Here is a 20,885-nt window from a genome sequence, read left to right as displayed (position 1 = left end):
CTCTTCGCCGGCTCATTCTTCATCCTCTTTGTAAACATTGCCTATGGCATTCTCCGGGCGGAAGGCGATGCAAAGAGAACAATGTACGCCATGGTGGCCGCCTGCCTGCTGAATATTGTTCTTGACCCTCTCCTGATCTACGGGCTCGGCCTCGGCATTGCAGGGGCTGCATGGGGAACGATAATCTCCCTTGCTGCCGCCACGGTCGTCCTCTGCTACTGGTTCTTCGTTAAGAAAGATACCTATGTGTGCCTCTCCCGGCAGGCTTTCACACCGAGCCGGAGCGTGGTCTCCGATATCCTGTACGTGGGAATCCCGGCCAGTGTGGAATATCTGCTGATGTCCGCCCTGAGTATTATTCTCAACCTGATCCTCGTTATTGTAGCCACGACGGATGCAGTGGCGGTCTTCTCCGTGGGCTTCAGGATCGTTTCCTACGGCATTGTCCCTGTTGTTGCCATCGGCACATCCGTGGTGTCGGTTGCCGGTGCGGCATACGGGGCACAGCAGTTTAAGAAGATCCGCGTTACCCACACCTTCTCGATTCTCTTTGGCCTCGTTATTGCTCTCGGTGTCAGTATCCTTACCTGGGTATTTGCCGGGCCGATCGCCTCGCTCTTCTCCTATTCGCAGGAGAGTTCCCACCTCTACCCGGAGATTGCCGCGTTCATCGGTGTCATGTGCTTTTTCTATCCCTTTGTGCCACTGGGTCTCGTGTCCGCATCGGTATTTCAGGGTGTCGGGAAAGGGCCGACATCACTGTTCCTCACGTTCATGAGGAGCCTGGTATTTGCGGCGGTCTTTGCGTACCTGCTCGCAATCCCCCTGGGAATGGGAGAGCGGGGGGTCTGGTGGGGGTTAGTTGCCGGGGAGATTGCCGGGGGTCTGCTGGCATACGTCTGGGCACGGGCCTATCTTGCACGACTGGACCGACGGATTGATGAAGATCCGGCGTTGCACAGGGGAAGTGGAACCCCGTGACTCCCCAGTACTTGAGAGAAGACGTACCATGTCCCGTGAAAATCCCACATCTCTCATTACCTCAGAAGAGATCGCCGGAATATCCCGACAACAAAAAAATTCGTGAAGAGACCGGATTGGAGAAACAACAGGAGTGTACAGGATCGCAAAAATCCCTGCTGCTGTTGAACGGTGCCAGCGATCACCGGATGGCCGTGAAATGTGAATTATCAGCTGTCTGAAAGGGAGATGCATATGAACCATTAGTAAAACAAAAGAGTTCAGGAACGTCAAACCCGGGAATTTTCGTCGGTAATGTGGGGCAGTCACCCAATGAGATCATCTGAATGAAACACGCAAAAGAGTGTATGCAGGCCAGGGAATCAGCACAAGAACACCCGAAACCATTTTCCCGCTCCTGTTGTATCCCGATATCCGCAACGGGTGCTATCATCATATCAGCAAGAAAAACCCTCTCCCCCGTCGACCGACCCCGGGGACGAAATTCCTGAACTCCCGAAAAGGTACCTGTCAGCCGGGGTCGTCATCAGGACCCCGGTAAGACGATGAAAACAGGATCTGGGATCATGGAGGGAAAAAATGAAACGGGACATTATCATTGATATCGTTCTTCTTGTTGCAGGGGTTATTTCCGTTTTCGTACTCATGGGGATAATTTTTTTCTTTGCGTGAAGTAAACGCGCTCCGCACCCAATCGGCGTATGTCATACGGCAGTCCGTGCGATCAGAGGAGGGAGCAGGCATACCCAATGGTTTTCACGTATCCATTATTCCGGTTTCGTCCCCCACACGAGGAACCCGGTATATCCCGACGTGAACGTTCCTTTGCGTGCCTTGCGGATAAGTTCCTCCCAGATCGCGGCGGTCTCACAGGGCTGGAGTACCCCGGTCTGTATCATCCGCTCCTGCAGATCATAGAGATCGAAGACCTGTCGGGAGATGGCAAGGTCGTTGAGTTCCAGAACCCGGGGCTCTGCATGGATATCCGTAAGCCCGCACGCGTCAAAGATCCCGGGAAGATCCCGCCCGACCCGTCCCGAGGCGAAACTGTCGCTCCAGGCCCGGCGGATACGGCCTGCCACTTCCTGGTCATCGAGGCTGATCGTGAGGGTGTCCCAGTCATTGTCGAATGCGACAAGCGTCCCGCCCGGTTTTAGGACCCGGACCAGTTCGCGGATTCCTGCTTCCGGAACTTTGAGGTGCTGGAGCACCCGGTCGATCCGGCAGGCATCGAAAACCTCACCCTTGCAGGGAATGGTGGTGATGTCTCCCCGGACCAGCGGACACCGGTCCCTGAGATCGGTTGTCCGCTCTGCTGCACGGGCAAGCAGCGATTCGCTTGCATCCAGACCGGCAATTTCAGAGCCGGCGGGAAGCGCAGATGCAAGGGCAACGAGATCCACCCCGGCCCCGCAGCCGGCATCCAGTACCCTTACCGGATGAGTGTCTGCAATGATCCGGAAACTCTCCTCTTTTATATCGCGGAAGAACGGGATGCCGGCGATCAGTTCGAGGCACCGGTGGCATGCGGAGGTATCTCCCGAGGTATCCACGTCCCGGAAACCGGTGGCAAGGGACTGGCGTGATGGTTCAGTAGGGGGAGTCATGTGTTGGTGCCTTGTCTGGTTTCCTATTCGCAGTGGATGATGTAAGATTTTATGGTGTTCCGGACCGGTCGGCATTTTACCCGGGAACCGGGGGGTCGGATGGGTACATTATGGGGACCGGGATATTGACCGGATATTTTAAAAACGTGGAGGGATCCCACCCATTCGGGGCCTTGCGATGCACCAGTTCTCCCGGAAGCAATACCGGAAGAAAATTATGAGGAGGGCCGGACAAAGGTGCCGTTTCGTCCGGGCAGGTCAAACAGGGAGAACCTGACGCTTGTCGCCGTCCCGTCTTTTCCGACCGCGAAAACCACGCCGGTGTTTGTCGTTGTTTCCCGGAATGTGTCCCCGTCATAGGGGACGAGGATCATCGGGGTTGTGCTCTTACCGGCATACGCCAGGAGTCCCGTGGAATTCGTGTCGATCCTGACGGTCCCGAGATAATCCTGCGTGTACGAACCGCTGTAGATGGCGAGGGACCGGGCGGGCTTTGCATCGGCCGGGGCCGCCGGGAGCTTCGCGGTGGGGCTCATGGTCGAGGCCCCGGGCTGGAGCGCCGCAAGGATCTGCGGCTCGATCACGGCGTACCAGTCATTCCGTACTGCGCCCGTGGAATACAGGTCGTCCCACCCGTGGATCATCGCCTTGTTGAGGCTGTACCCTCCGGGGAACCCGTTTGAGAGGATGATAACTTCCATCTTCTCGTTCGGGTAAAGAATGAGATCGGTCGAGGCGCCGGTCTCAAACTCGCCGTCATGCCAGACTCTCGTCCCGCTGTTCTTTGCCGAGACCTGCCACCCGAGGCCGTACCCGGAAACACCGGTGTTGTCGGAATGTATGACGGTCTGGACCGTGTGGGTTTCCGCGAGAGCCGTGGGGTCGATTACCTGTTTCCCGTCAAGATTCCCCTCGTTGAGCTGGAGCCGGGCGTACCGGGTCATGTCGCTGATGGTCGAGCTCACCCCTCCGGCCGGGCTGTTGACATCATCGTTCGTGAGTTCGCTGGCCGTCGCCGTGCCGTTATACACCCGGTAGGTGTCAGCGTGGTTTTTCGCCGCGACAAAATCAGCGAACCGGGCGCTCGTGTTGTTCATGCCGGCCGGGACAAAGACTCGTTCGGTTACGAGGTCCTCCCAGGGCGTTCCCGCCCGGTGTGCGGCCGCTTCTGCAGCGGCAGTAACGCCGATGTTTGTGTATGCGTAGGAGGAGCGGAAGTCGCCGGTCAGGTTGATGTACCGGAGCCGGCCGAGGATCTCCGACCGGTTGTACCCGAGGTCCTGGAGGTCGTCGCCGGCGTACTCCGGCAGCCCGGTCCGGTGGGAGAGGAGGTCGCGGAAGGTGACATGCTGGCTCACCCACGGGTCAAAGAGCCGGAAGTCCGGAGTGATAGTCGCAACCCTCGTGTCCCACGAGAGTTCGCCGTCACCGACCATGGAGGCGATCGTGGCAGAGGTAAAGGATTTCGAGATGGACGCGAGCTGGAACCGGGTGTCGGGCGTGACCGGCTCTCTGGTCGTGGTGTTCGTTACCCCGAAGCACCGCATGTAGATGACAGAATCATTCTGTACTATGGCAACGGCCATTCCCGGGACGCCGCTCCGGTTGAAGGTCTGTTCCGCGTAGGCATCGAACTGCGGGATGAGGGCGGTTACATTTTGTGGACCGGTTGTTCCGGTTTGTACTGCGGCGGTCTTTTCTGATGAGGATGTCGTGCAGCCGGAAATGAGGAGTATGCAGAAAAGTCCTGCAATGAGGAGGAGTGTTGCGGGTTTTGTGAGAATGGTATCAGATCTCCCGTGTGTCAGGTATCGTTATTTTTCCGGCGGGATTTTAGTGTTGTGATTTGGTGGTTCAAACGAGAATGTACTCCCGGTGTTTCGAAAAATAGTGAGTTCTCCCACCCCCTGATGGGGGTCGCTCGGCCGCCTCGTCGGGGCCTCGCTGGGCAAGAAAGTGATAGAGAATCCCTCATCCAAATTTGCAATTAGCCTGATATGGTCTTATTATGTATAAAACAACGAGAGAATTCTGGTATTAATGAATAATGATCCACATAACTTGGATTGAGATAGAATCGAATGGGTTTCGATTCATTCTGCATTTTGTAAAGAAAATCAATATTATAATGAGTCCTGTCCAAGATTCCGATAAAATAGTCAGGGAATTCATATTTTGAGTAGATCTTGCTCAAATCGAGTGAGCCCAAGGCTTCTGAAAGTCCCATTGAGTAGGTCTTATCGAGAACAATTAATGTCGGAGAATTATATCGTGGTTCATACGGTTTGAAATGATGACTGTATTCATTGTATATTTTGTTTAAGGTGTCATCTCTCTCACTATCTCCGAAGTATCCTGTTTTTGGTTTTTCTTCAAACATTAACTCTTCATCCATGGGTAGACGCGGGGTGAAGACCTCAATAAAAATGTCATAACCGTTTTGATTTATTTTAAAATCAGCCTTTGAGGAATTCTTCAAATTTGGCATTACAGGAGGATCGATCAGGGGGTCGTATCCACACACCTTGAGATTATCATAGACTTCAATCTCAAGATAATGTGAAAAAAATGAGCCGACTAATTGTTGTCCAAATGATTTTGTGCAATACTTAGGATATCTAGCAAGCATCCCCTCTAAATGAGATAGTAAGAAAGACCAACGTTTTATCGCTTTTGAATCAAGTAATACCTCATAAACCTTCGATTCACAGAGATCCTTTTTTCTTGCGGGGGGAATATTTCCTGAATATTGATCAAAATGAAGGATACTCTGTGAATTACATGGAGGGATTATACTTTTCAAGCAAGGATAACCATCCAAAATATCGTTTATTAAAATTACTTCTTGACTTGTAGGATTTAGATTGAATGGACTGGCACTCATAACTCAAAAAAATTACATCTTAATCTGTGCCAGCGCATCGTAGGCGATCTTCCGGAAGAGCGAGGGATCGATCGTGGGATACTGCTCCTTCGCCTTCAGGATATCGGGTGTCGGTTCTTTTGTGAACGCGTCAACCCGGTCCAGCGTGTGCTTCGCCGTGTCCAGCACCCACTGGTCCCGGGTCTCCTTGTCCACGACATTGATCGACTCGACCCGGACCGAAACGAGGGGTGCACTTGCAGGATCCTTCTGGTAGATGGAGGCCTTCCCGATCACCGCAACGAACTGCGGCGGCTCGATCTTTGCCAGCTGCTGCATTGCTTCCGGCTGGTAGCTGCCGGCCATCACAAAGAAGGTCCCGGTCGGGTCCACGACCCGGCCCCGGTAGAACATGTTCTGCTCGCCCTGCCGAGTCTTCTCGGTCAGGGTGCCGACAATGAAGATCCGGTTCGAGCGCTCGCCGCTCGGCAGCAGGACGAACGTCGGGCTCTTCTCGTCCTCGCCGTCCTTGAACTGGTACCGGCACTCGCGCAGCTCGGCGGCAAAGACACGCCGTGCCGGCTCGCGCTCGAACTGGCCCTCCCGGCGGGCCGGCATATCGGTGGCATTCGTGCTCATGATGGCGCACCCCCGGCGCGGTTCAGCAGGGCGGTATGCTCCGCTGTACTGAACGCGATCTTCTCGCACTTGTTGACCAGCAGGCGCCCGTCGATCTCCCGACCGGAGCACTGGATATACCGGCCAAGGATCTTCTCCCGCATCTGAATGAATACCTCGTCCATCCCGAGCGGGTTGTTCTCCGCGATCTCCTGTGCCTGCGCAAGGGAGATCCCGGTCAGGGACTCAACAACGTCGCGCTGGATCAGGACATTGTGGGTCTTCTCCCCGTCATCCAGCCATCCCTTGATCCGGAGATCGTACACGAACTTCGGCTGGATCTCGTGGACCGGGCAGTAGTTCTGGCGCGAGAGGGCACGGTTGCAGCCCTCCACCGGGCACCGCTTGATGATACCGGAGCCCGGTGCAATGTGGACGATGGCGCCGGTCATGGTGGCCTCGCCCCCGCTCACCTCGATCTCGCCCTCCTCCTGGAGGATGGTTGCCGCGTTCAGGTTCAGGGAGAGCCGGCCATTGAACTCGTCGACCTGTGCGTAGAATATATTGTACACCGCACCTGGCACGAGCTTCTCCTTGCCCGGTTCTTTCCAGATAACGAACTTGATCGTGCCGGTCTCGTCGCCGAGCAACCCGGACTGGAGCATCCGTTCGTGGCTGGCATCCCACTCCTGCACGAACTTCGCCCGGATGCCCCCGATACCCGGGCGCAGGTCCTTGATCGGCGTTGGCGTCGGGATGAGCGACCGGTCCTCGGTGATCTCCTTGATCGTGGTCCCCGAATGGATCTTCAGGTTGGCAACCCCTTTGTATTCGTCCACGACCGCGGACTCGATCCTGTACCATGATCCATCCGCCATGGCAGGAGCATTGGATTTTGCCCAGACCACGAACCGGATTGCGCCGGACTCATCCGCGATGATGCCGCTCTGCGCAATGGATGGCGAGGCCGGGGCAGCGAGCGCAACGATCTTGCCCTCGATGGTCACCCATTCGCCGGGCACACCTTCTGCGATCTTCTTCTCTTCCGTTCCCCCGTTCTTCCCGGTGCTGCCGGCAGTGGTGCCGAAGCCCGGCGCGGGAAGGTTGAACTCTTTTGCGAGTTCGTTCGTTACGCTGCGTTCCGCCTCTGATGGCTGGACCCCGAATTCATCCACGAGTCGTTTGAGCTTTCCCTCGATCTTCTTGACATCGGGGGTCTCGCCGCCGCTTGCAAATTTTCGGGAGATTCTGTTAGCTGCTTCGGAATAATCCATTTTCATACATCTCCATCTATAAAATCCAAATCGCTTAGAACATAAATGTGTCACCATGCGTAGTGAAAGTGTTGCTTTGTGCCCGGGATCAGGAATGTAATTTCCCTGCCCGGGTGGTCACTATCGTGAAGTTTATCTGACCTGACAGCTGACTTAAGTCTACTATGGCAGATCTTACCGCAGACAGTACAATCTACGAGCTCCTCCAGGCAAAACCCGAGGCAACCGAAGCACTCTTCAAGTTCGGTATGGGATGTGTCGGCTGTGCAATCGCCCGTGGCGAGACCATCCGCGAAGCAGCAGAAGCCCACGGAATCCCCCTCCCCGAGCTCGTCAAGGCACTCGGCATCAAGGAATAACCTTTTTTAACGCAGTCCCTCAAGGGCTCTTGCATTACTGTGTAGCACTGAACAAAAGAGCCTGTCCGCATGTGGCTTATTGACGGGCAGTCAAAGGACAGGAATCACTTCACGATCTTCCGGGCAAACTGGACCATCTCTTCGCGTGAAGCCTGGGGGAATTTTTTGTAATAGGCCGCCACGTCCGGCTCGTGCAGGAGCGTGCAGGCCGCACAGTTCCAGACCTTTCCCCCACCGGAACTCTCGATCCACTGCCCCAGACTCTCGTCCTTACAGGGATAGAACGGGCAGTAACAGAAATCGCAGGCCTGCCCTTTGAAGTGGCAGGGATAGTAGGGGCACTCCGCGCCGGGTGTCCAGTGAACCCAGTGCCCGCCTTTGAACCGGCTGTAGATGAAGAATGCCGGGTGATCCGGGATCCCGCCGGCATCATGGCGGCGGAGCGCTTCGGGAATCCCCCGGAGGACAGCCTCCCGGACCCGCAGGCCGGCCTCCGTGATGCGGCCTGCATACCGGTGTTTCAACTCCCCTTCGCAGGCAGCGATCACGGCATCGGTCGGGGTACCGGTTGCCGGAAGATCCAGCGCGAGCAGCGCCTCAGCCTTCGCCTCGGTTGCGACCATGATGGTCTCGAGCAGGGCAGCATCCTCCATTCCTTCGCTGCTGGTAACCATGATATTGATGGTGCCGGCGGTTGCCGGGGGTTCGCGCCGGATACCCGCTGTGATGAAGACGGTGATGAAATCGTACTGGAGCACGCAGGCCTGCTCAACAGGAACTGCGGTCAGGAGCCCGAACGTGTCCGGGCCGATCCCGGCTTCAGCAGCCACGCGCTCCAGTTCCTTCTCCGGGTTGTTGTGGTCCCACCCCTGCGGAACCGTATGATTGAAAAGGGTTGAGACCGATCGGATGCCCCCGAAGAGGCCGGTACTTGCAGCGCGGAACGATCCGCAGATGAAAAGCGTGTTTTTATCGGAATAATATCTCATGCAACCGAATAGCGCATGCGGTCCTTGAGCTCCTGCTGCTTGCCGGCATTCCAGCCGGAGACATCCTGAAGATACCCGGTGACTCTGCTGATCTGGGTGACGTCGTGGGAGCCGCACTCCGGGCAGACAGCCTGGCCGCAGAGCGGGCAGTATTCGATCCCTGAGATCACTTCATGGGTGCAGTGGCAGTGGTCAAGGGGACACATGAGTTCAAGATGGGTCTCGCCGCAGTTGGGACATGGGTTCTCCTCAACGATGAGGTGGCAGGTGTGGCACTTGTATTTGCGCTCTTCTTTTGGAATATCGGATAATCTCCTGTATTTTTCTGCCAGTTTCCGTTGTTCAACTGTCCACTCCATAGTATAACAATCGCGTAAGTGCTTAATAAATTTTTAGAACCTGCAGGTTCAGCCAATCCGCGATTCCCCCTTTATAAATCGCCTATATGCGGATCCCGTCAAAAATTGGAGGTTATTAATAAATCTTTACGTCTTCCGGACCGCTGAAAATGTTGTTATCGCGGTTACCGGGTCCTTTGCTTCGTAAATTGCCCGTCCAACGATGATCCCGTCGACGAGCTTCGCGACGGTTGCGGCATCCCCGCCCTGTGCCCCGACACCCGGCGAGAGGATCTTCCGCTGCCCGACGATCTTCCGGAGTTCCTTCACCCGCTCCGGGCGCGTGGCGGGAGCGATGATCCCGTCGGCCCCGCACTCCACGGAGAGCGCGGCGATCTTCTCGGCGGTTCCTCCATGGAAGAATGTTGTTGCGCCCGGGTGGCTCATTTCAGCCACAACAAAGCATGCGCCGCCGTAATCTTCGGCCACGTCCACGCAGGCCTGCACCGCATCCTTACCGGTGAACCCGTGGCAGATGATGGACGAGAACCCGGCATCGAAGACCTGCTCCGCGATCAGCCGGTTCGTGTTGGGGATGTCTGCGACCTTGAAGTCCGCAATGAGGGGACGGTCCAGTTCTTCGAGTTCCCCTGCAATGGCAAGGCCGCCTGAGAGGATAAGCGGGTACCCGAGCTTGATTGCATCGAGATGGGGAGCGCAGGCCTCCGCAATGGAAAACGCCTTCTTCTTCTCCGTCACGTCCAGCGCAAGGATCAGTTCCGTCATTTCGCCAGCCGTTCCATCACCGCTGCGGCAAGTACCGGGAGGGTGATGGTTGCGTCCCCGTACACCGTGACTGCCTGCGCCTCTTCCGTGATCTTGCCCCACGACCGCGCCTCGTCCAGGGTTGCGCCCGAGAGTCCGCCAAGGTCCGGCCGGTCGCCGGTGAGCTGGATGGCGTAGCTGAACCCGTTCGGGGTCATGATCATGCTCTGGAGGATGAAGTTCTTGGGCACGCCGCCGCCCACGAGCATGGCACCGGCTTTTTTCGTGGTAAAGCAGAGGTCCAGGAGGGCCGGCATATCGGCAAACGCATCAACCGTGACCTTGTTGGTCTGCGAGAAGAGCCAGTACTGGAGGCCGATCATCGAGTCCTGCACGGCCGGGCAGTAGACCGGGATATTGTTGCGGGCGGCAGTATGAAGGATGCCGGACTTCGTGTGTTTCCCGATGTGGTTGAGGAGCCCGGAGATGGAGATCCTGCTTCCGGGTTCGAGCTCGCTGAACACGCCCTGCATGAACTCCTCGAAGACCTCGAAGGCATCGTTGGGGAGGTAGACATCGTAGATCCGGTTGATCTCGTCGTGCCGGAGCTCGATGTCATTGCAGAACGCGGTGCCGTGGAAATGGTGGCAGCCGATCGCCTCGATGACATCGTGCGTGAGGTTGGCGCCGGTCGAGACGAGCACATCGATGTAACCCTCACGGATGAGATCGGAGACGATGCCGCCCATCCCTGCCGGCACCATCGCGCCGGCAAGCCCGAAGAATTTCGTGGTCTCCTTATCGCGGAGCATCTGCTCCCAGATATTAGCTGCGCGGGAGAGCGATCCCCCGTTGTAGGCGCCGGCTTTTCCCATTGCGCCCACCAGTTCGTTCACCGTCATGCCCGGTTTCACATGAAGCTGGGTGACCGGCTCATCGCATGGATGTGACATCTTGACCCTCACCAGAATTTGCACTCAGTATTGGTGTGCCTTGGAGATAACTGTGTTTCAGGTCAGGCAGGTCACCTCATGGGCCCTCAAATCAGGAAGTTATATACCCTTCAAGGATGGTTTATCCTCTATGCAGGAAATCCGGTTAACCCTCAAAAAGCGGGCATTTCCGAGCCAGGGACGGGTGCGCATCAATATCGCGCACCTCCCGGAACTGGGAATCCATGAAGGGGACCATGTAGATCTCATCAACGAAGCTACCAAAAAGACCGTCACGACATCGGTTATCGCCGATACCATGGTGCGGGAAGGGCAGGTCCGTGTGAGCGAGGAGGATCTCAAGATCCTTGGTCTCGATGATGACGAGGAAGTCCTTGTGAGGAAAACCCCTCCCCTGGATGCAAAGATCAAGAAAGCGGCAGCAGATGCCAGTACCGCGCTCTCGGCAGGAGCAAAGAAACTTGACGGCGCTGCGAAGAAGACCGCCGGCGATGTGAAAGCCGGTGCCGCAAAAGCAACGGAAACCGTGAAGAAAGAGTCAAAGAAAGCATCGGACAAGATCGGGAAGGCTGCTGCAAAGACCGCCGATACGGTGAAAAAGACGGTAAAAAAGGTGAAGGGCAAGGATGATCTCTGAAGCGTGCCCGTTTGTGCACAGACAGGGACAACCCGTGATGTGGTGAAGCAACAATGGCAGCAGAAGCAGTAGTAATACCGGGTGGCATACTCAACGATACCGTTATTTTAGGAATCCTCGTGGTTCTCGGGATGATCATAATCTATCTCATCATCCGCGAGGTCCGGATCATGAAGACCGCCAACCGGACGATCGAGCTGGAACTGGAGAAGGACAAGCTCAAACTCCTCCAGCAGCACGAAGCGGCAAAGTCGTTCCCGTTCACCCGGCTCTCGTCGGAACAGATCGGGGATATCCGGCAGGTTGAAGACGAGATCGGGGTCCTTGAGACGAACATCTTTGCAAAGGAGAAACTCCTTGAGACCCGGCTGACCCGGCTCGAGCAGCTCGTGAAAGGAAGAAAACTGGATAACCTCCTTGGCAATGTCAACGAACAGGAGAAGAAGGTGAAGTAAATGTATCCCGTAATCAACCAGACCCCGGACCAACACGCAACCGGCGATTCGTTGTGGGACCAGTTCTCCCATATCCCGGGAACGATCGCATCCCGTGTCCCTACGCTCGACAGATCGCTTGATGCCTATTTCGACCGGCACTTTGCTGCGATCATCGAGGAATGGGACCTTGTGACCGAGAGCGATCTCGAGCGGCTGGAAGGCCGGCTCTCCCGCGTGAGCGATGAGATCAGCAGTCTCTATGAAGGAAAGGTGGCCCTCGAGACACGGGCAAAGAAACTGGATGACCTGATAACGTCCCTGGAGCAGTCGCTATGATCGGCATGGACTCCTATCTCAATGCCTACGTGGACCGCCGGATGAAAAGCATTGTCGAGGAATGGGATCTCTCCACGGGTGCGGATCTCTCTGATTTCACGGAACGCCTGTATGCCCTGGAACAGGAGATCCCCCGGATGCAGGCATTCGGGCATACAGCCGCAGACAAGCTGACCGAGCTTGAAACCCGTGCCAGGAAACTGAAAGGGAGGGTGTAACATGGATCTCCTGACCTTTATCATCCTCGTCATCATCCTCTGTGTTGTCCTGTTCCTGGTGTATTACTTCTTCCGGGGCGCAAAAGGGGATCTCTCGCTCGCCCGGCCGGTGGAGAGCCGGGTGGACGAGTACCTTGACCGCCGGTTCCAGCAGATGGTCGAGGAGTGGGAGCTGGTCTCCCGCCCCCGGCTCCAGAACTTCAAAGAACAGAATTTCAAAGAGATCGAATCAAACGAGGCCCGCCTTGCCGAACTGAAGAAGTACGAGGCCGGCATGCAGACCACGCTGACCTCCCTGGAGACGCGACTTGACACTCTGGAAAAAGAGCTTGCCCGGAAGGGAAGCGCCAAAAAGTAATGATGCTCCCGATCGCTTCCGCGAGCTGAAGAAAGAGATCGTGGTGATGAGGAAACAGGGGGAACCTCCCGTCAAGGATCCCCACACCTTTGCCCAGTACATGTGCGATCTGTGCAGCACGCCCCATCCCGTATCAGAGCTCCGCCAGTGCGTGCTCTGCGGGCGCTGGGCATGCGAGGCCTGCTGGAAGGACGAGTATTATACCTGCAAGTCCTGCGCCGGCCTGATAAAGATCCATTCTATGAAGGGCAGGGAATAACCCCCTCCTTTTTTTCCGCGTTGCGAGGTGATCGCAGTCGGATCATTTTCGTCTCGTGCAGGTTTGAAGATCCGCGGCTCCCGCCGGATACCGGTTTATGCCGCCCGCACGCTGATGTCCATATCCGCAATCTTCCGGTAAACCTTCGAGGCCTCGCTCTGGGTCCAGCGATCGAATACCAGCGACTGGAACGGCTGCCAGATTGTCACCCAGCAGAAGATGACAAGGACATTCTCGATCACCTCAACGAGGGGATCTCCTTTGAGCTGGGAGCAGAGGGCAATCCCGATGAAGGAAGGAATACACACGGCGACCGTCAGCCGGATCTCCCGGAGGCCGACCCGCTGGGTAAGCCTCATGCTCCGCTGCACCTCGCCCGACCGGAGCCGGAAGTGGGACCGTACCGCCGAAATAATGGATGCATCCCGGCCCGGTGTCAGGTCGGTTGCAGGGAGCGTGATCTCGATCCGGTCGCAGAGTACTTTCCGGGATCTCTTCCGGGGATCCAGCACCGTATGGAAGATCTGCTCCTCGGCCCGGTCCGAGAGTTCCCGGCGGTCCTCCGGTGAAGGGTCGTCAGCATCGAAGAGATGGGCAATCGTCCTGAACGGAACATGTGCTGTTCCATCTGCGCTTGTCTGTTGTTCCGGCATACCTGGTCACCAGTACCTGCGTATCGTATGGGGTAATTTTCCCGTAAGCAGGATAACCGTTTCCCCCCGCCGGCCCCGTGTACATGAACCGAACGTTCATAGGGAAGTAAACCAATCACCCTCAAAAGAGAAGCAGAGGTACCATGGCTGAACCCGTCCCCCAACAGAAAATGTCCACAAAAGAGCTGATGATCGTGATCGTCATTGCCCTCGGCTCGTTCATGGCCGGTCTCGATGCAACGATCGTGAACATCGCGCTCCCCGCTATTGCAAAATCCTTTGAGGTCTCCACGGTGATGGTCTCATGGGTGCTCAACGCGTATCTCATCATCCTCGTCAGCCTCCTGCTCGCGGCGTCGCGTCTCGGGGACATGAAGGGGTACCGGAATATTTTCATCGGGGGTTTTGCCCTTTTCACGATCGGATCGGCGCTCTGCGGGCTCTCCCCGACGATTGGCATGCTCATCCTGGCACGGATGGTCCAGGCCGTGGGCGGGGCGGTCATCTCGGCTCTCGGTGCCGTGATGGTCACGTCCTACCTCTCCACCTCCCTACGGGGCCAGGCACTGGGGATCGTTGCCATGTTCACCATGCTCGGGGCAGCCCTTGGCCCGGTAGTCGGGGGATTTCTCACGAGTGCATTCAGCTGGCAGTACATCTTCTTTGTCAACCTCCCGGTGGGGATCGTTGCCATCATCCTTGGCATGAAAATTCTCCCGCAGCGGGATCCCGTATCCCCCGCAGCGAAGCTGGATATCCCCGGTGTCCTGCTGGTCTTTGTCGCGCTCTCCACGCTGATCGTTGGCCTGACCTCGGTCCAGGGCAGCAATGCCATGCCCGGACTGATCGCCCTTGTCATATCGGTGATATTCTGGATCCTCTTCATCGTCCGGGAGCGTCGGGCTGCACAGCCACTCGTCAATCTCAGCCTCTTTGCACACCGGGGGTATTCGCTCCAGAACGTGAACGTGATGCTGATCCAGATGGCGATGGCCGGTGTCATGGTCATCATGCCCTTCTACCTTGAGCTGGTCAAGAAGATCCCGACGGACAATGCCGGGACGATCCTGCTCGCGCTGCCCATCGGCATGATCCTGACCGCTCCGCTTGCCGGCAGGATCTCGGATGTGATCGGGACGAAGAAACCGATCATCACCGGCTTTGTCATCTGTACGATCGCCCTTCTCCTCCTCTCTACGCTCTCTGCCCATACGAGCGTGGGACACATCGGGATCTACCTCTTCCTCTTAGGCGCCGGCACCGGTATCGCCTTCTCGCCGCTGAACAGCGCTGTCATGGGCGAGTGCGAGGCAAAGGACCGGGGGTCCACGAGCGGTCTTGTCAAGATGATGACCAACCTCGGGTCATCGCTCGGGGTTGCGTTTGTGATGCTGGTCGCCACGATTGCAGCGGGGCCGAAACTTGCCGAGTATTCCGCTCATACCCTTGAGGGGGCAGGCCTTGCATCTGCGTTCGATGCTGCGTTCCTGTTCTGCATGGGCCTGGAGATCCTCGGGATTCTCCTGATGCTCGCAGTAAAAGACAAAATGCCTTCGGGCAGCAGCGATGGTGAAGTGGCAATGGGATTTTAAATCGGGAGCGGTAAGGGGAATTCCGTCAGGCTGACGTACTCCCATCAACACCGTTATTTTCACAAAAACGAAGTACTAGACCAATGACCCCCCCGGGCTCATCCTCTTCGGATGCTATGGTTCCCTCAACACCGGATGTTGCCCGGATCGCGCTCCTCCATGACCTCACCCGGTGGCGGGAGCAGATCTCCCGCACCCTTGCCCGGAACAACCTTGCTCTCCGGAGCGAGGGGATTGCGATGGCGACAAACCGGATTATCCTCTCGCTCCTGTTCCTGCGGATTGCCCAAGACCGGGGATTACTCTCGGGAGATGTCCTGCAGGGGCTCCATGACAGTCCCGATCCGTACGGGCAGCTGCTGGAGATCACCGCACCCCTCTCGGTATTGTGGGAGGACAGGACTACCGCTCCGGACCAGGATCCGGTGCCGATGGGCACTCTAGTGTATGATGGCCGGCTGATCCACGCGATCCTCTCGCGTCTTGTCGCCCCGGACCGGCCGTACCGGTTCGATTCATTCGGGACAGAACCTCTCGCGGAGGTGCTGGCACAGTACCTTGAACGGACGATCCGCCGGTCTGCGGCACACCATGCGGATGTTGTGGATACGCGTGATTCCGTTCTTTCGTGTGGCTCTGCACGTCCACCTCTTTCCGTGATCCGGTACCTGGCGGAGAGTTCTGTGCGGGCAGCCATCGACGGGCGGTCAGAAGACGAACTTCTGCCGCTGCGCATCGTTGATCCGGCATGCGGATCCGGCACACTCCTTCTCTGTGCGTACCGCGCCATCTGCGACCGGCAGGGGGCCGTCACGTACGATGAGAGATATGCGATCCTTACCGGTTCGGTTCATGGCGTGGATATCAGCCGGCATGCCGTTGCGGTGATCAAGATCCTCCTCTTCTTCCAGCTCTGCGAAACCTGTTGCCGGGAGAAATCCCCGGATGAATTTCTCCTGCATGCAGCGGGTGTGCTCCGGGATCTCCGGCATACGATCCGGTGCGGGAACGCGATCATCGGTCCTGATATTGTTGACGATGAGTCCTGGTCGTTCTGCCCGGTGCGTGACCGGCACACCCTGACCCCGTTTTCGTGGAGCAGGGAGTTCCCGGAGATCTTCGCGGCCGGGGGATTCGATGCCGTGATCATGAATCCTCCCGCAGGGCAGCCGGAGCAGAAGGAATGGATCCAGCGGTACCTCCAGCGGCACTATGCAGCCTATGATCCGGCAGCAGAGCGCTCGTTCTTTTTCATCGAGAACAGCCTGTCCCTGCTCAGGCCCGGGGGCACGCTCGGGGTCTGCATGCCGGATCGCTGGCTCCGGGGGAGAACTGCGGCCCCGTTCCGTTTCCTGCTCGCTGCCCGGCAGGTCGAGGAGATCGTGGATATCAGGGAAGACGCCGGTGGCAGCGGGGCGGGCGGGCTCGTTGTTCTCCTGCTTTCGAACCGGGCGTTGGATCACCGGCCCTGCGTGGCGCTGGTGCCCTCCGGTTTTTCCGGGGATATCGGGGAGTACGTCGTGTCCCATGCATTTCCTCTTGACCAGGACGCACTGGGAGAAGGAGGATGGGCACTTCGCGATACCCGGACTGAGGCCGTCCTTGAGAAGGTGAGCCGGTACAGCACGCCGCTTGAAGAGTACGTGATGGGGCAGGTGTATGCCGGGATCCGGATCGCGGACGATGATCCGTTCGTGATCGATGAGACGCTGGCACGCGAGTGGCTCCGGCGCGACCCCCGCAGTAAATCATTTCTCCGCAGGATTGTTGCAGGAGCCGCAATCGGGCGCTACCAGTCCGGTCAGCCGGAAAAATTCCTGCTCCTCATCCCGAAGGGATGGACACTCACGCACCAGCATGCGGTAAAGAATCCCTGGCAGTGGTTCCGGCACCGGCACCCGCTCATTGCCCGGTACCTGCAACCGTTCTCCACAATCCTGAAAGCCCGGTCCGGGCCGGATGCGCTGTGGTGGGAGATGGCCTGCGATGCGTTCTGGCAGGATCCGCAGAAGAAGATTCTCTTTCCCGCACACTTTCACCGGCCGGCATTCTGGCCTGACTCCGGCCGTGGCCTTGGCGATGAAACGATCTGCGCCATCCCATCTGCTGACCAGTATCTTGCCGGGATCCTGAACAGCCGGCTCATCGCGTTTGTGTTCAACCGGACCGTGCAGGAGCAGAGGCCGGACCAGGAATTTTTTTCATGGGAGGATCTCGTGCATCTTCCCATCTATACGCCCGATCTTGACCGGCCGGAAGACCGGTCCCGGCATGAGCGGCTGGAGAAGCTGGTACTCAGGAGGATCGATCTTGAAAAAAATTTCCGACATGCCCGAACGGATCCGGAGCGTGAAATCCTGCAGAAAAAAATCCGGACAACGGATGTACAGATAGAAGCGGTGGTATCCGATCTGTATGGCCTGACAGAGGAGGAGATTGCCGTCGTGGAATCCGCCCTGACGGAAGATTCTCCGTCGTGACCCCCTCCAAAACGGTCATAGCGGCCGCCGGCGAGCGGGTATTTTTACGCGTCCCGAAACCTGGGGAAAAAAAGGGGGCGCTGGACGCCCGCTATATTGCAGGTTCAAGTGGGGTTAATTGTGCCCCGTTTCGAAAAATACCCTTAAAATTTATGATTTTCCATGGGCGTGGACAACAGTTCCACTCCAGCCGGAAATGAGGATCGTCCTTTTGGCAAAAGGAGCCCGATATGGGCTTATCCGACTTCAGGTCTCCTTTTCATCCCCTTTACCGAGGGAGATGTCGATCCGGTACGGTGCTTTCTTCCAATACTGTTCCCGGTAATGGGTGTTCCGGTAATTCTCGGCCGTGTTCTCCTCGATCTCCGCAGTGGTATCCGGCAGGATGTAAAATCGCCGGAATGCCCGTTCGTTCTGGGTCCGGAGCCAGAACTCGCGGATCACCCAGGGCGGGAGGGGAAACGACCGGATCGCTTCGATCGCGTCCGGGTATTGCTGCTCGATGATGCAGTCATCTCCCGGCCCGTACCGTGCTTTTAATAATTTTACCGCCACCATCACCCTGCCGCGGTACATGAATCCATCGAACGGTACGTCTGTATCGGTGTTCTTCGCCCAATGGTATCCCATGCGATGCGCTTGTTGCCGTCCCTCATCGTTCAGATCTTTTGGAGCGCGTCCTTTCACGATCTCATCATCCTGGTATCGTACGCGAAACATTCGCGCCGAAATATTTCTTTAGAATAATGAATCTAAACGTGATATGCCTTCTTGTGTGAAGCTCCGGGCATTTTTAAAAAAGGTAATTATTGTCCCTCATCAACCCGCCACCGTTCCTTTGGCACCGTGATCTCGAACCGGGCTCCAACGCCCAGGTATCCCGTCTCGCGGATCGTGATGCCGGTGATGGCAAGGATCTCCCGGGCAAGGAAGAGACCAAAGCCCGTGTTCTTCCCGTACCCTTTCCCGAAGATCTTCTCCTTCTCCCCGGGAGCGATCCCGACCCCGTCATCCTCGATGATGATCACGAGGCTGTCCGGCTCCCGCTCGCAGCGGACAGAGATGCCGGTCACCTTCCCGCCATGCCGGGTTGCATTCTCGAATATATTGGAAAAGACCCGCTCAAGCATCGGATCTGCAAAAATTTCAATCAGCCTGCAGGTACCGGAGATTGTAACATCCGTTCTTCCGGCCGTTGAGAGGGTCTCGTCCAGCCGGAACCAGGCCGGCGTATGGACCCCCAGTTCCTGGTAAGCCTTCGTGAACGCGATCTGGCGGGAGATGATCTCTGCGGTTGCCCCGATCTTATCCAGGAAGTCGGCAACAACCGGCCCGGGATCCCTCATTGCCGCGAGCTGGACATATCCCTCCAGGATGGTCAACTGGTTTACCACATCATGACGGGTGATGCTGTTGAGGAGGTTGAGTTTCCTGTTTGCTTCCTGGATTGCACGCTCCATAGCCCTGCTCTCTGAGACGTCCCGGACCATCACCTCGATGCCGGCAATGTTTCCCGCCTCGTCAAAAATATACTGGACATTCAGCGAGGCCCAGAATGTTGTCCCGTCCTTCCTTTTGCCTGCACCGGCGAAATCGGTGATCTTTCCCTGCTGGTTGATCTTTGAGAGCAGATCCTTGTGCTGCCCGGGATTGCTGTACAGAACGGAAGATGGCATGCCGATCATCTCGGCGGGAGAGCCGTACCCGTAGATGCGGGCTGCCGACGGGCTCACCATGAGCAGGTTCCCGTCCCTGTCCAACCGGAGATAGGCATCCTGCATATTCTCGAGAATGCGGCGGTACATCTCCTCGCGCTCCCGGATCTGCTTCTCGCCTGCGGCAAGTTCCTCGTACCGGCCCCTCAGTTCCTCAGTCTTCCTGCCCAGTGCCTCCTCTGCCCGGATCCGGTCCGTGATATCACGCCCGTGGAACAGGATTCCCTGGATGCCTTTCACGTCAGGCAGGTACGTGTTCGAGCCTTCTATGAAGAGTGTCTCTCCCCTGGAATCACGTACCCGGAATGGCGGTACCGGCACCGGTTCCCCGGGTTTTTGCACCGCGATCTGTCCTGTCTTCAGGAGGATCTCTCTCCCCTCCGGCCCGGTTCCGAAGATCGCATCGATGTCGGCAAATTTTTTCCCCAGCAGGGCATCCTCATCCCACCCGGTGAGCCGCTGGATGGACGGGCTGACATACGTGTACACCCCCGTCATATCGACAATCGTTGTAAGATCGGGAATATTTTCCGTGAACGCCCGGAATTTTTCCTCGGAATTTTTGAGGGCTTCCTGCTGGACCGTAAGTTCATCCAGCTGCTGCCGGAGTTCTTCCTCGTTTATGGCGATCCGTTCGTAGGACTCATTGAGTTCATCGTTCTTCCTCTTCAGTTCCACTTCCGCCAGTTTTTCAGCGGTAACGTCCCTGCCGACAACCTGGTATTCAAGGGGGTCGCCATTCTCCCCGAACCGTGCCCGGACCGACCAGTGCTGCCAGAGTTTTTTCCCGTCCCGTGCAGTAAGCACATACTCGACATCCCGGGTCGGAGTCTCCCGGGTGAGCGAACCGGGAAATTCATCAGCCCCGGTATACTGCATGATATCCATGATCTCCCGGAACGTCCGCCCTTTGATCCCGCTCAGGCCGAGCTGCCGGGAAAAATAGGATTCATAGGCTGCATTGGCAAAGGTGATGATACCCTCAGGAGTGAACCGGGCGATCATCTCGGTCTGGTCATTGACAACCGAACGGTACCGCTCCTCGCTTGCGGCAAGTTCCTCCTCAACGTGCTTGCGCTCTACGGCGTACCGGATCTTGTTCTCGAGCTCGGCGAACTGGGCCCTGGGATCACCGCCTTTCTGGAGGTAGAAATCAGCCCCGTTGTTGATCGCGTCGATCACGACCTCCTCGCGTCCCCGGCCGGTGAAGAGGATGAACGGGATGGTCCCGATCCGCTCCCGGATCGCGGTCAGGAATTCAATCCCGTCCATGCCTGGCATCTGATAATCAGAGACGATGGCATCGTACGAGGGGAGGGACGGCGAGTCCAGGGACTCCTGTGCAGAAGTCGAGGTAGCGACCTGGAACCCGCCTGCCCGCTCCAGGAATATTCTGGCGAGTATAAGGAGATCCGGCTCATCGTCAACATAGAGAACGGAGATCATCGCAGGG

The 20,885-nt window shown here is 57.1% G+C and carries 22 protein-coding genes; 10 read left to right on the top strand and 12 right to left on the bottom strand.

All coding sequences use genetic code 11. The features are described 5' to 3' along the window. The coding region (locus tag LUQ43_RS10495; protein ID WP_299967266.1) for an MATE family efflux transporter at positions 1–981 on the top strand (981 nt) is incomplete at its 5' end. A gap of 767 nt (positions 982–1,748) precedes the next feature. On the opposite strand, the gene LUQ43_RS10490 is transcribed toward LUQ43_RS10495, so the two are convergent. The 5 genes from LUQ43_RS10490 to LUQ43_RS10470 all read right to left on the bottom strand — a co-directional run bounded on the left by LUQ43_RS10490 (position 1,749) and on the right by LUQ43_RS10470 (position 7,343). Then, positions 1,749–2,588 (bottom strand): methyltransferase domain-containing protein, encoded by an 840-nt coding sequence (locus tag LUQ43_RS10490; RefSeq protein WP_299967263.1) that lies wholly within the window; start codon positions 2,586–2,588, stop codon positions 1,749–1,751. A gap of 215 nt (positions 2,589–2,803) precedes the next feature. Beyond that, on the bottom strand, positions 2,804–4,315 hold the full coding sequence (locus LUQ43_RS10485) for a serine hydrolase domain-containing protein (RefSeq protein WP_299967274.1): 1,512 nt from the start codon (positions 4,313–4,315) through the stop codon (positions 2,804–2,806). 260 nt (positions 4,316–4,575) lie between these two features. Beyond that, positions 4,576–5,472, bottom strand: coding sequence for a hypothetical protein (locus tag LUQ43_RS10480; RefSeq protein WP_299967260.1), 897 nt, complete (start codon positions 5,470–5,472; stop codon positions 4,576–4,578). 12 nt (positions 5,473–5,484) lie between these two features. Beyond that, positions 5,485–6,090, bottom strand: coding sequence for a nucleic acid-binding protein (locus tag LUQ43_RS10475; RefSeq protein ID WP_299967258.1), 606 nt, complete (start codon positions 6,088–6,090; stop codon positions 5,485–5,487). Continuing rightward, positions 6,087–7,343, bottom strand: a complete 1,257-nt coding sequence (locus tag LUQ43_RS10470; protein WP_299967256.1) for a nucleotide-binding protein — start codon at positions 7,341–7,343, stop codon at positions 6,087–6,089. The genes LUQ43_RS10475 and LUQ43_RS10470 overlap by 4 nt, the downstream gene beginning before the upstream one ends. Before the next feature lie 164 nt (positions 7,344–7,507). Between LUQ43_RS10470 and LUQ43_RS10465 the strand changes: the two genes are divergently transcribed. Beyond that, positions 7,508–7,702, top strand: a complete 195-nt coding sequence (locus tag LUQ43_RS10465; RefSeq protein WP_299967254.1) for a DUF1858 domain-containing protein — start codon at positions 7,508–7,510, stop codon at positions 7,700–7,702. A 104-nt stretch (positions 7,703–7,806) separates the two neighbouring features. On the opposite strand, the gene LUQ43_RS10460 is transcribed toward LUQ43_RS10465, so the two are convergent. From LUQ43_RS10460 to LUQ43_RS10445, 4 genes are all read right to left on the bottom strand, one after another. Beyond that, positions 7,807–8,691, bottom strand: a complete 885-nt coding sequence (locus tag LUQ43_RS10460) for an adenosylcobinamide amidohydrolase (RefSeq protein WP_299967251.1) — start codon at positions 8,689–8,691, stop codon at positions 7,807–7,809. Then, entirely contained in the window at positions 8,688–9,050 is a 363-nt protein-coding gene (gene nrdD / locus LUQ43_RS10455) for an anaerobic ribonucleoside-triphosphate reductase (protein ID WP_299967248.1), read from the bottom strand. The genes LUQ43_RS10460 and nrdD overlap by 4 nt, the downstream gene beginning before the upstream one ends. Before the next feature lie 126 nt (positions 9,051–9,176). Next, entirely contained in the window at positions 9,177–9,815 is a 639-nt protein-coding gene (gene pyrF, locus LUQ43_RS10450) for an orotidine-5'-phosphate decarboxylase (RefSeq protein ID WP_299967245.1), read from the bottom strand. Continuing rightward, positions 9,812–10,747 carry a deoxyhypusine synthase gene (locus LUQ43_RS10445; protein WP_299967242.1) on the bottom strand — a complete coding sequence of 312 codons (936 nt, stop codon included), beginning with the start codon at positions 10,745–10,747 and terminating at the stop codon, positions 9,812–9,814. Before LUQ43_RS10445 ends, pyrF begins: the two co-directional genes overlap by 4 nt. Before the next feature lie 130 nt (positions 10,748–10,877). Between LUQ43_RS10445 and LUQ43_RS10440 the strand changes: the two genes are divergently transcribed. Genes LUQ43_RS10440 through LUQ43_RS10415 form a run of 6 tightly spaced genes read left to right on the top strand, consistent with a single transcriptional unit; the run spans position 10,878 to position 12,992 of the window. Further along, positions 10,878–11,384: a hypothetical protein gene (locus LUQ43_RS10440; protein ID WP_299967239.1), complete on the top strand. Its 507-nt coding sequence runs from the start codon at positions 10,878–10,880 to the stop codon at positions 11,382–11,384. A gap of 53 nt (positions 11,385–11,437) precedes the next feature. Further along, positions 11,438–11,839, top strand: coding sequence for a hypothetical protein (locus tag LUQ43_RS10435; RefSeq protein WP_299967236.1), 402 nt, complete (start codon positions 11,438–11,440; stop codon positions 11,837–11,839). Beyond that, positions 11,840–12,157: a hypothetical protein gene (locus LUQ43_RS10430; RefSeq protein ID WP_299967233.1), complete on the top strand. Its 318-nt coding sequence runs from the start codon at positions 11,840–11,842 to the stop codon at positions 12,155–12,157. Then, positions 12,154–12,375: a hypothetical protein gene (locus tag LUQ43_RS10425; protein ID WP_299967231.1), complete on the top strand. Its 222-nt coding sequence runs from the start codon at positions 12,154–12,156 to the stop codon at positions 12,373–12,375. Before LUQ43_RS10430 ends, LUQ43_RS10425 begins: the two co-directional genes overlap by 4 nt. 1 nt (position 12,376) lies before the next feature. Then, positions 12,377–12,733, top strand: a complete 357-nt coding sequence (locus LUQ43_RS10420; RefSeq protein WP_299967229.1) for a hypothetical protein — start codon at positions 12,377–12,379, stop codon at positions 12,731–12,733. Next, positions 12,705–12,992, top strand: coding sequence for a hypothetical protein (locus tag LUQ43_RS10415; RefSeq protein WP_299967226.1), 288 nt, complete (start codon positions 12,705–12,707; stop codon positions 12,990–12,992). The genes LUQ43_RS10420 and LUQ43_RS10415 overlap by 29 nt, the downstream gene beginning before the upstream one ends. 95 nt (positions 12,993–13,087) lie before the next feature. Here the strand turns inward: LUQ43_RS10415 and LUQ43_RS10410 are convergent, their stop codons facing one another. Beyond that, complete coding sequence (locus LUQ43_RS10410) at positions 13,088–13,645, bottom strand: hypothetical protein (RefSeq protein ID WP_299967223.1); 558 nt, start codon at positions 13,643–13,645, stop codon at positions 13,088–13,090. 143 nt (positions 13,646–13,788) lie between these two features. Here LUQ43_RS10410 and LUQ43_RS10405 point away from each other — a divergent pair, with 143 nt between their 5' ends. Beyond that, complete coding sequence (locus LUQ43_RS10405) at positions 13,789–15,237, top strand: MFS transporter (protein WP_299967220.1); 1,449 nt, start codon at positions 13,789–13,791, stop codon at positions 15,235–15,237. An 83-nt stretch (positions 15,238–15,320) separates the two neighbouring features. Beyond that, positions 15,321–17,717 carry a TaqI-like C-terminal specificity domain-containing protein gene (locus tag LUQ43_RS10400; protein WP_299967217.1) on the top strand — a complete coding sequence of 799 codons (2,397 nt, stop codon included), beginning with the start codon at positions 15,321–15,323 and terminating at the stop codon, positions 17,715–17,717. Between the two features lie 246 nt (positions 17,718–17,963). Here LUQ43_RS10400 and LUQ43_RS10395 read toward each other — a convergent pair whose 3' ends face one another. Then, entirely contained in the window at positions 17,964–18,437 is a 474-nt protein-coding gene (locus LUQ43_RS10395) for a hypothetical protein (RefSeq protein ID WP_299967214.1), read from the bottom strand. A gap of 86 nt (positions 18,438–18,523) precedes the next feature. Further along, a complete protein-coding gene (locus LUQ43_RS10390; RefSeq protein ID WP_299967211.1) occupies positions 18,524–20,878 on the bottom strand; it encodes a PAS domain S-box protein in 2,355 nt (784 codons plus the stop codon). Between the last annotated feature and the right edge of the window lie 7 nt (positions 20,879–20,885).

Source organism: Methanoregula sp., assembly GCF_028679125.1.
GTDB lineage: Archaea > Halobacteriota > Methanomicrobia > Methanomicrobiales > Methanospirillaceae > Methanoregula.
The sequence above is the reverse complement of the archived record's forward strand: the minus strand, read 5'-3'. Positions and strand labels throughout refer to the sequence as shown.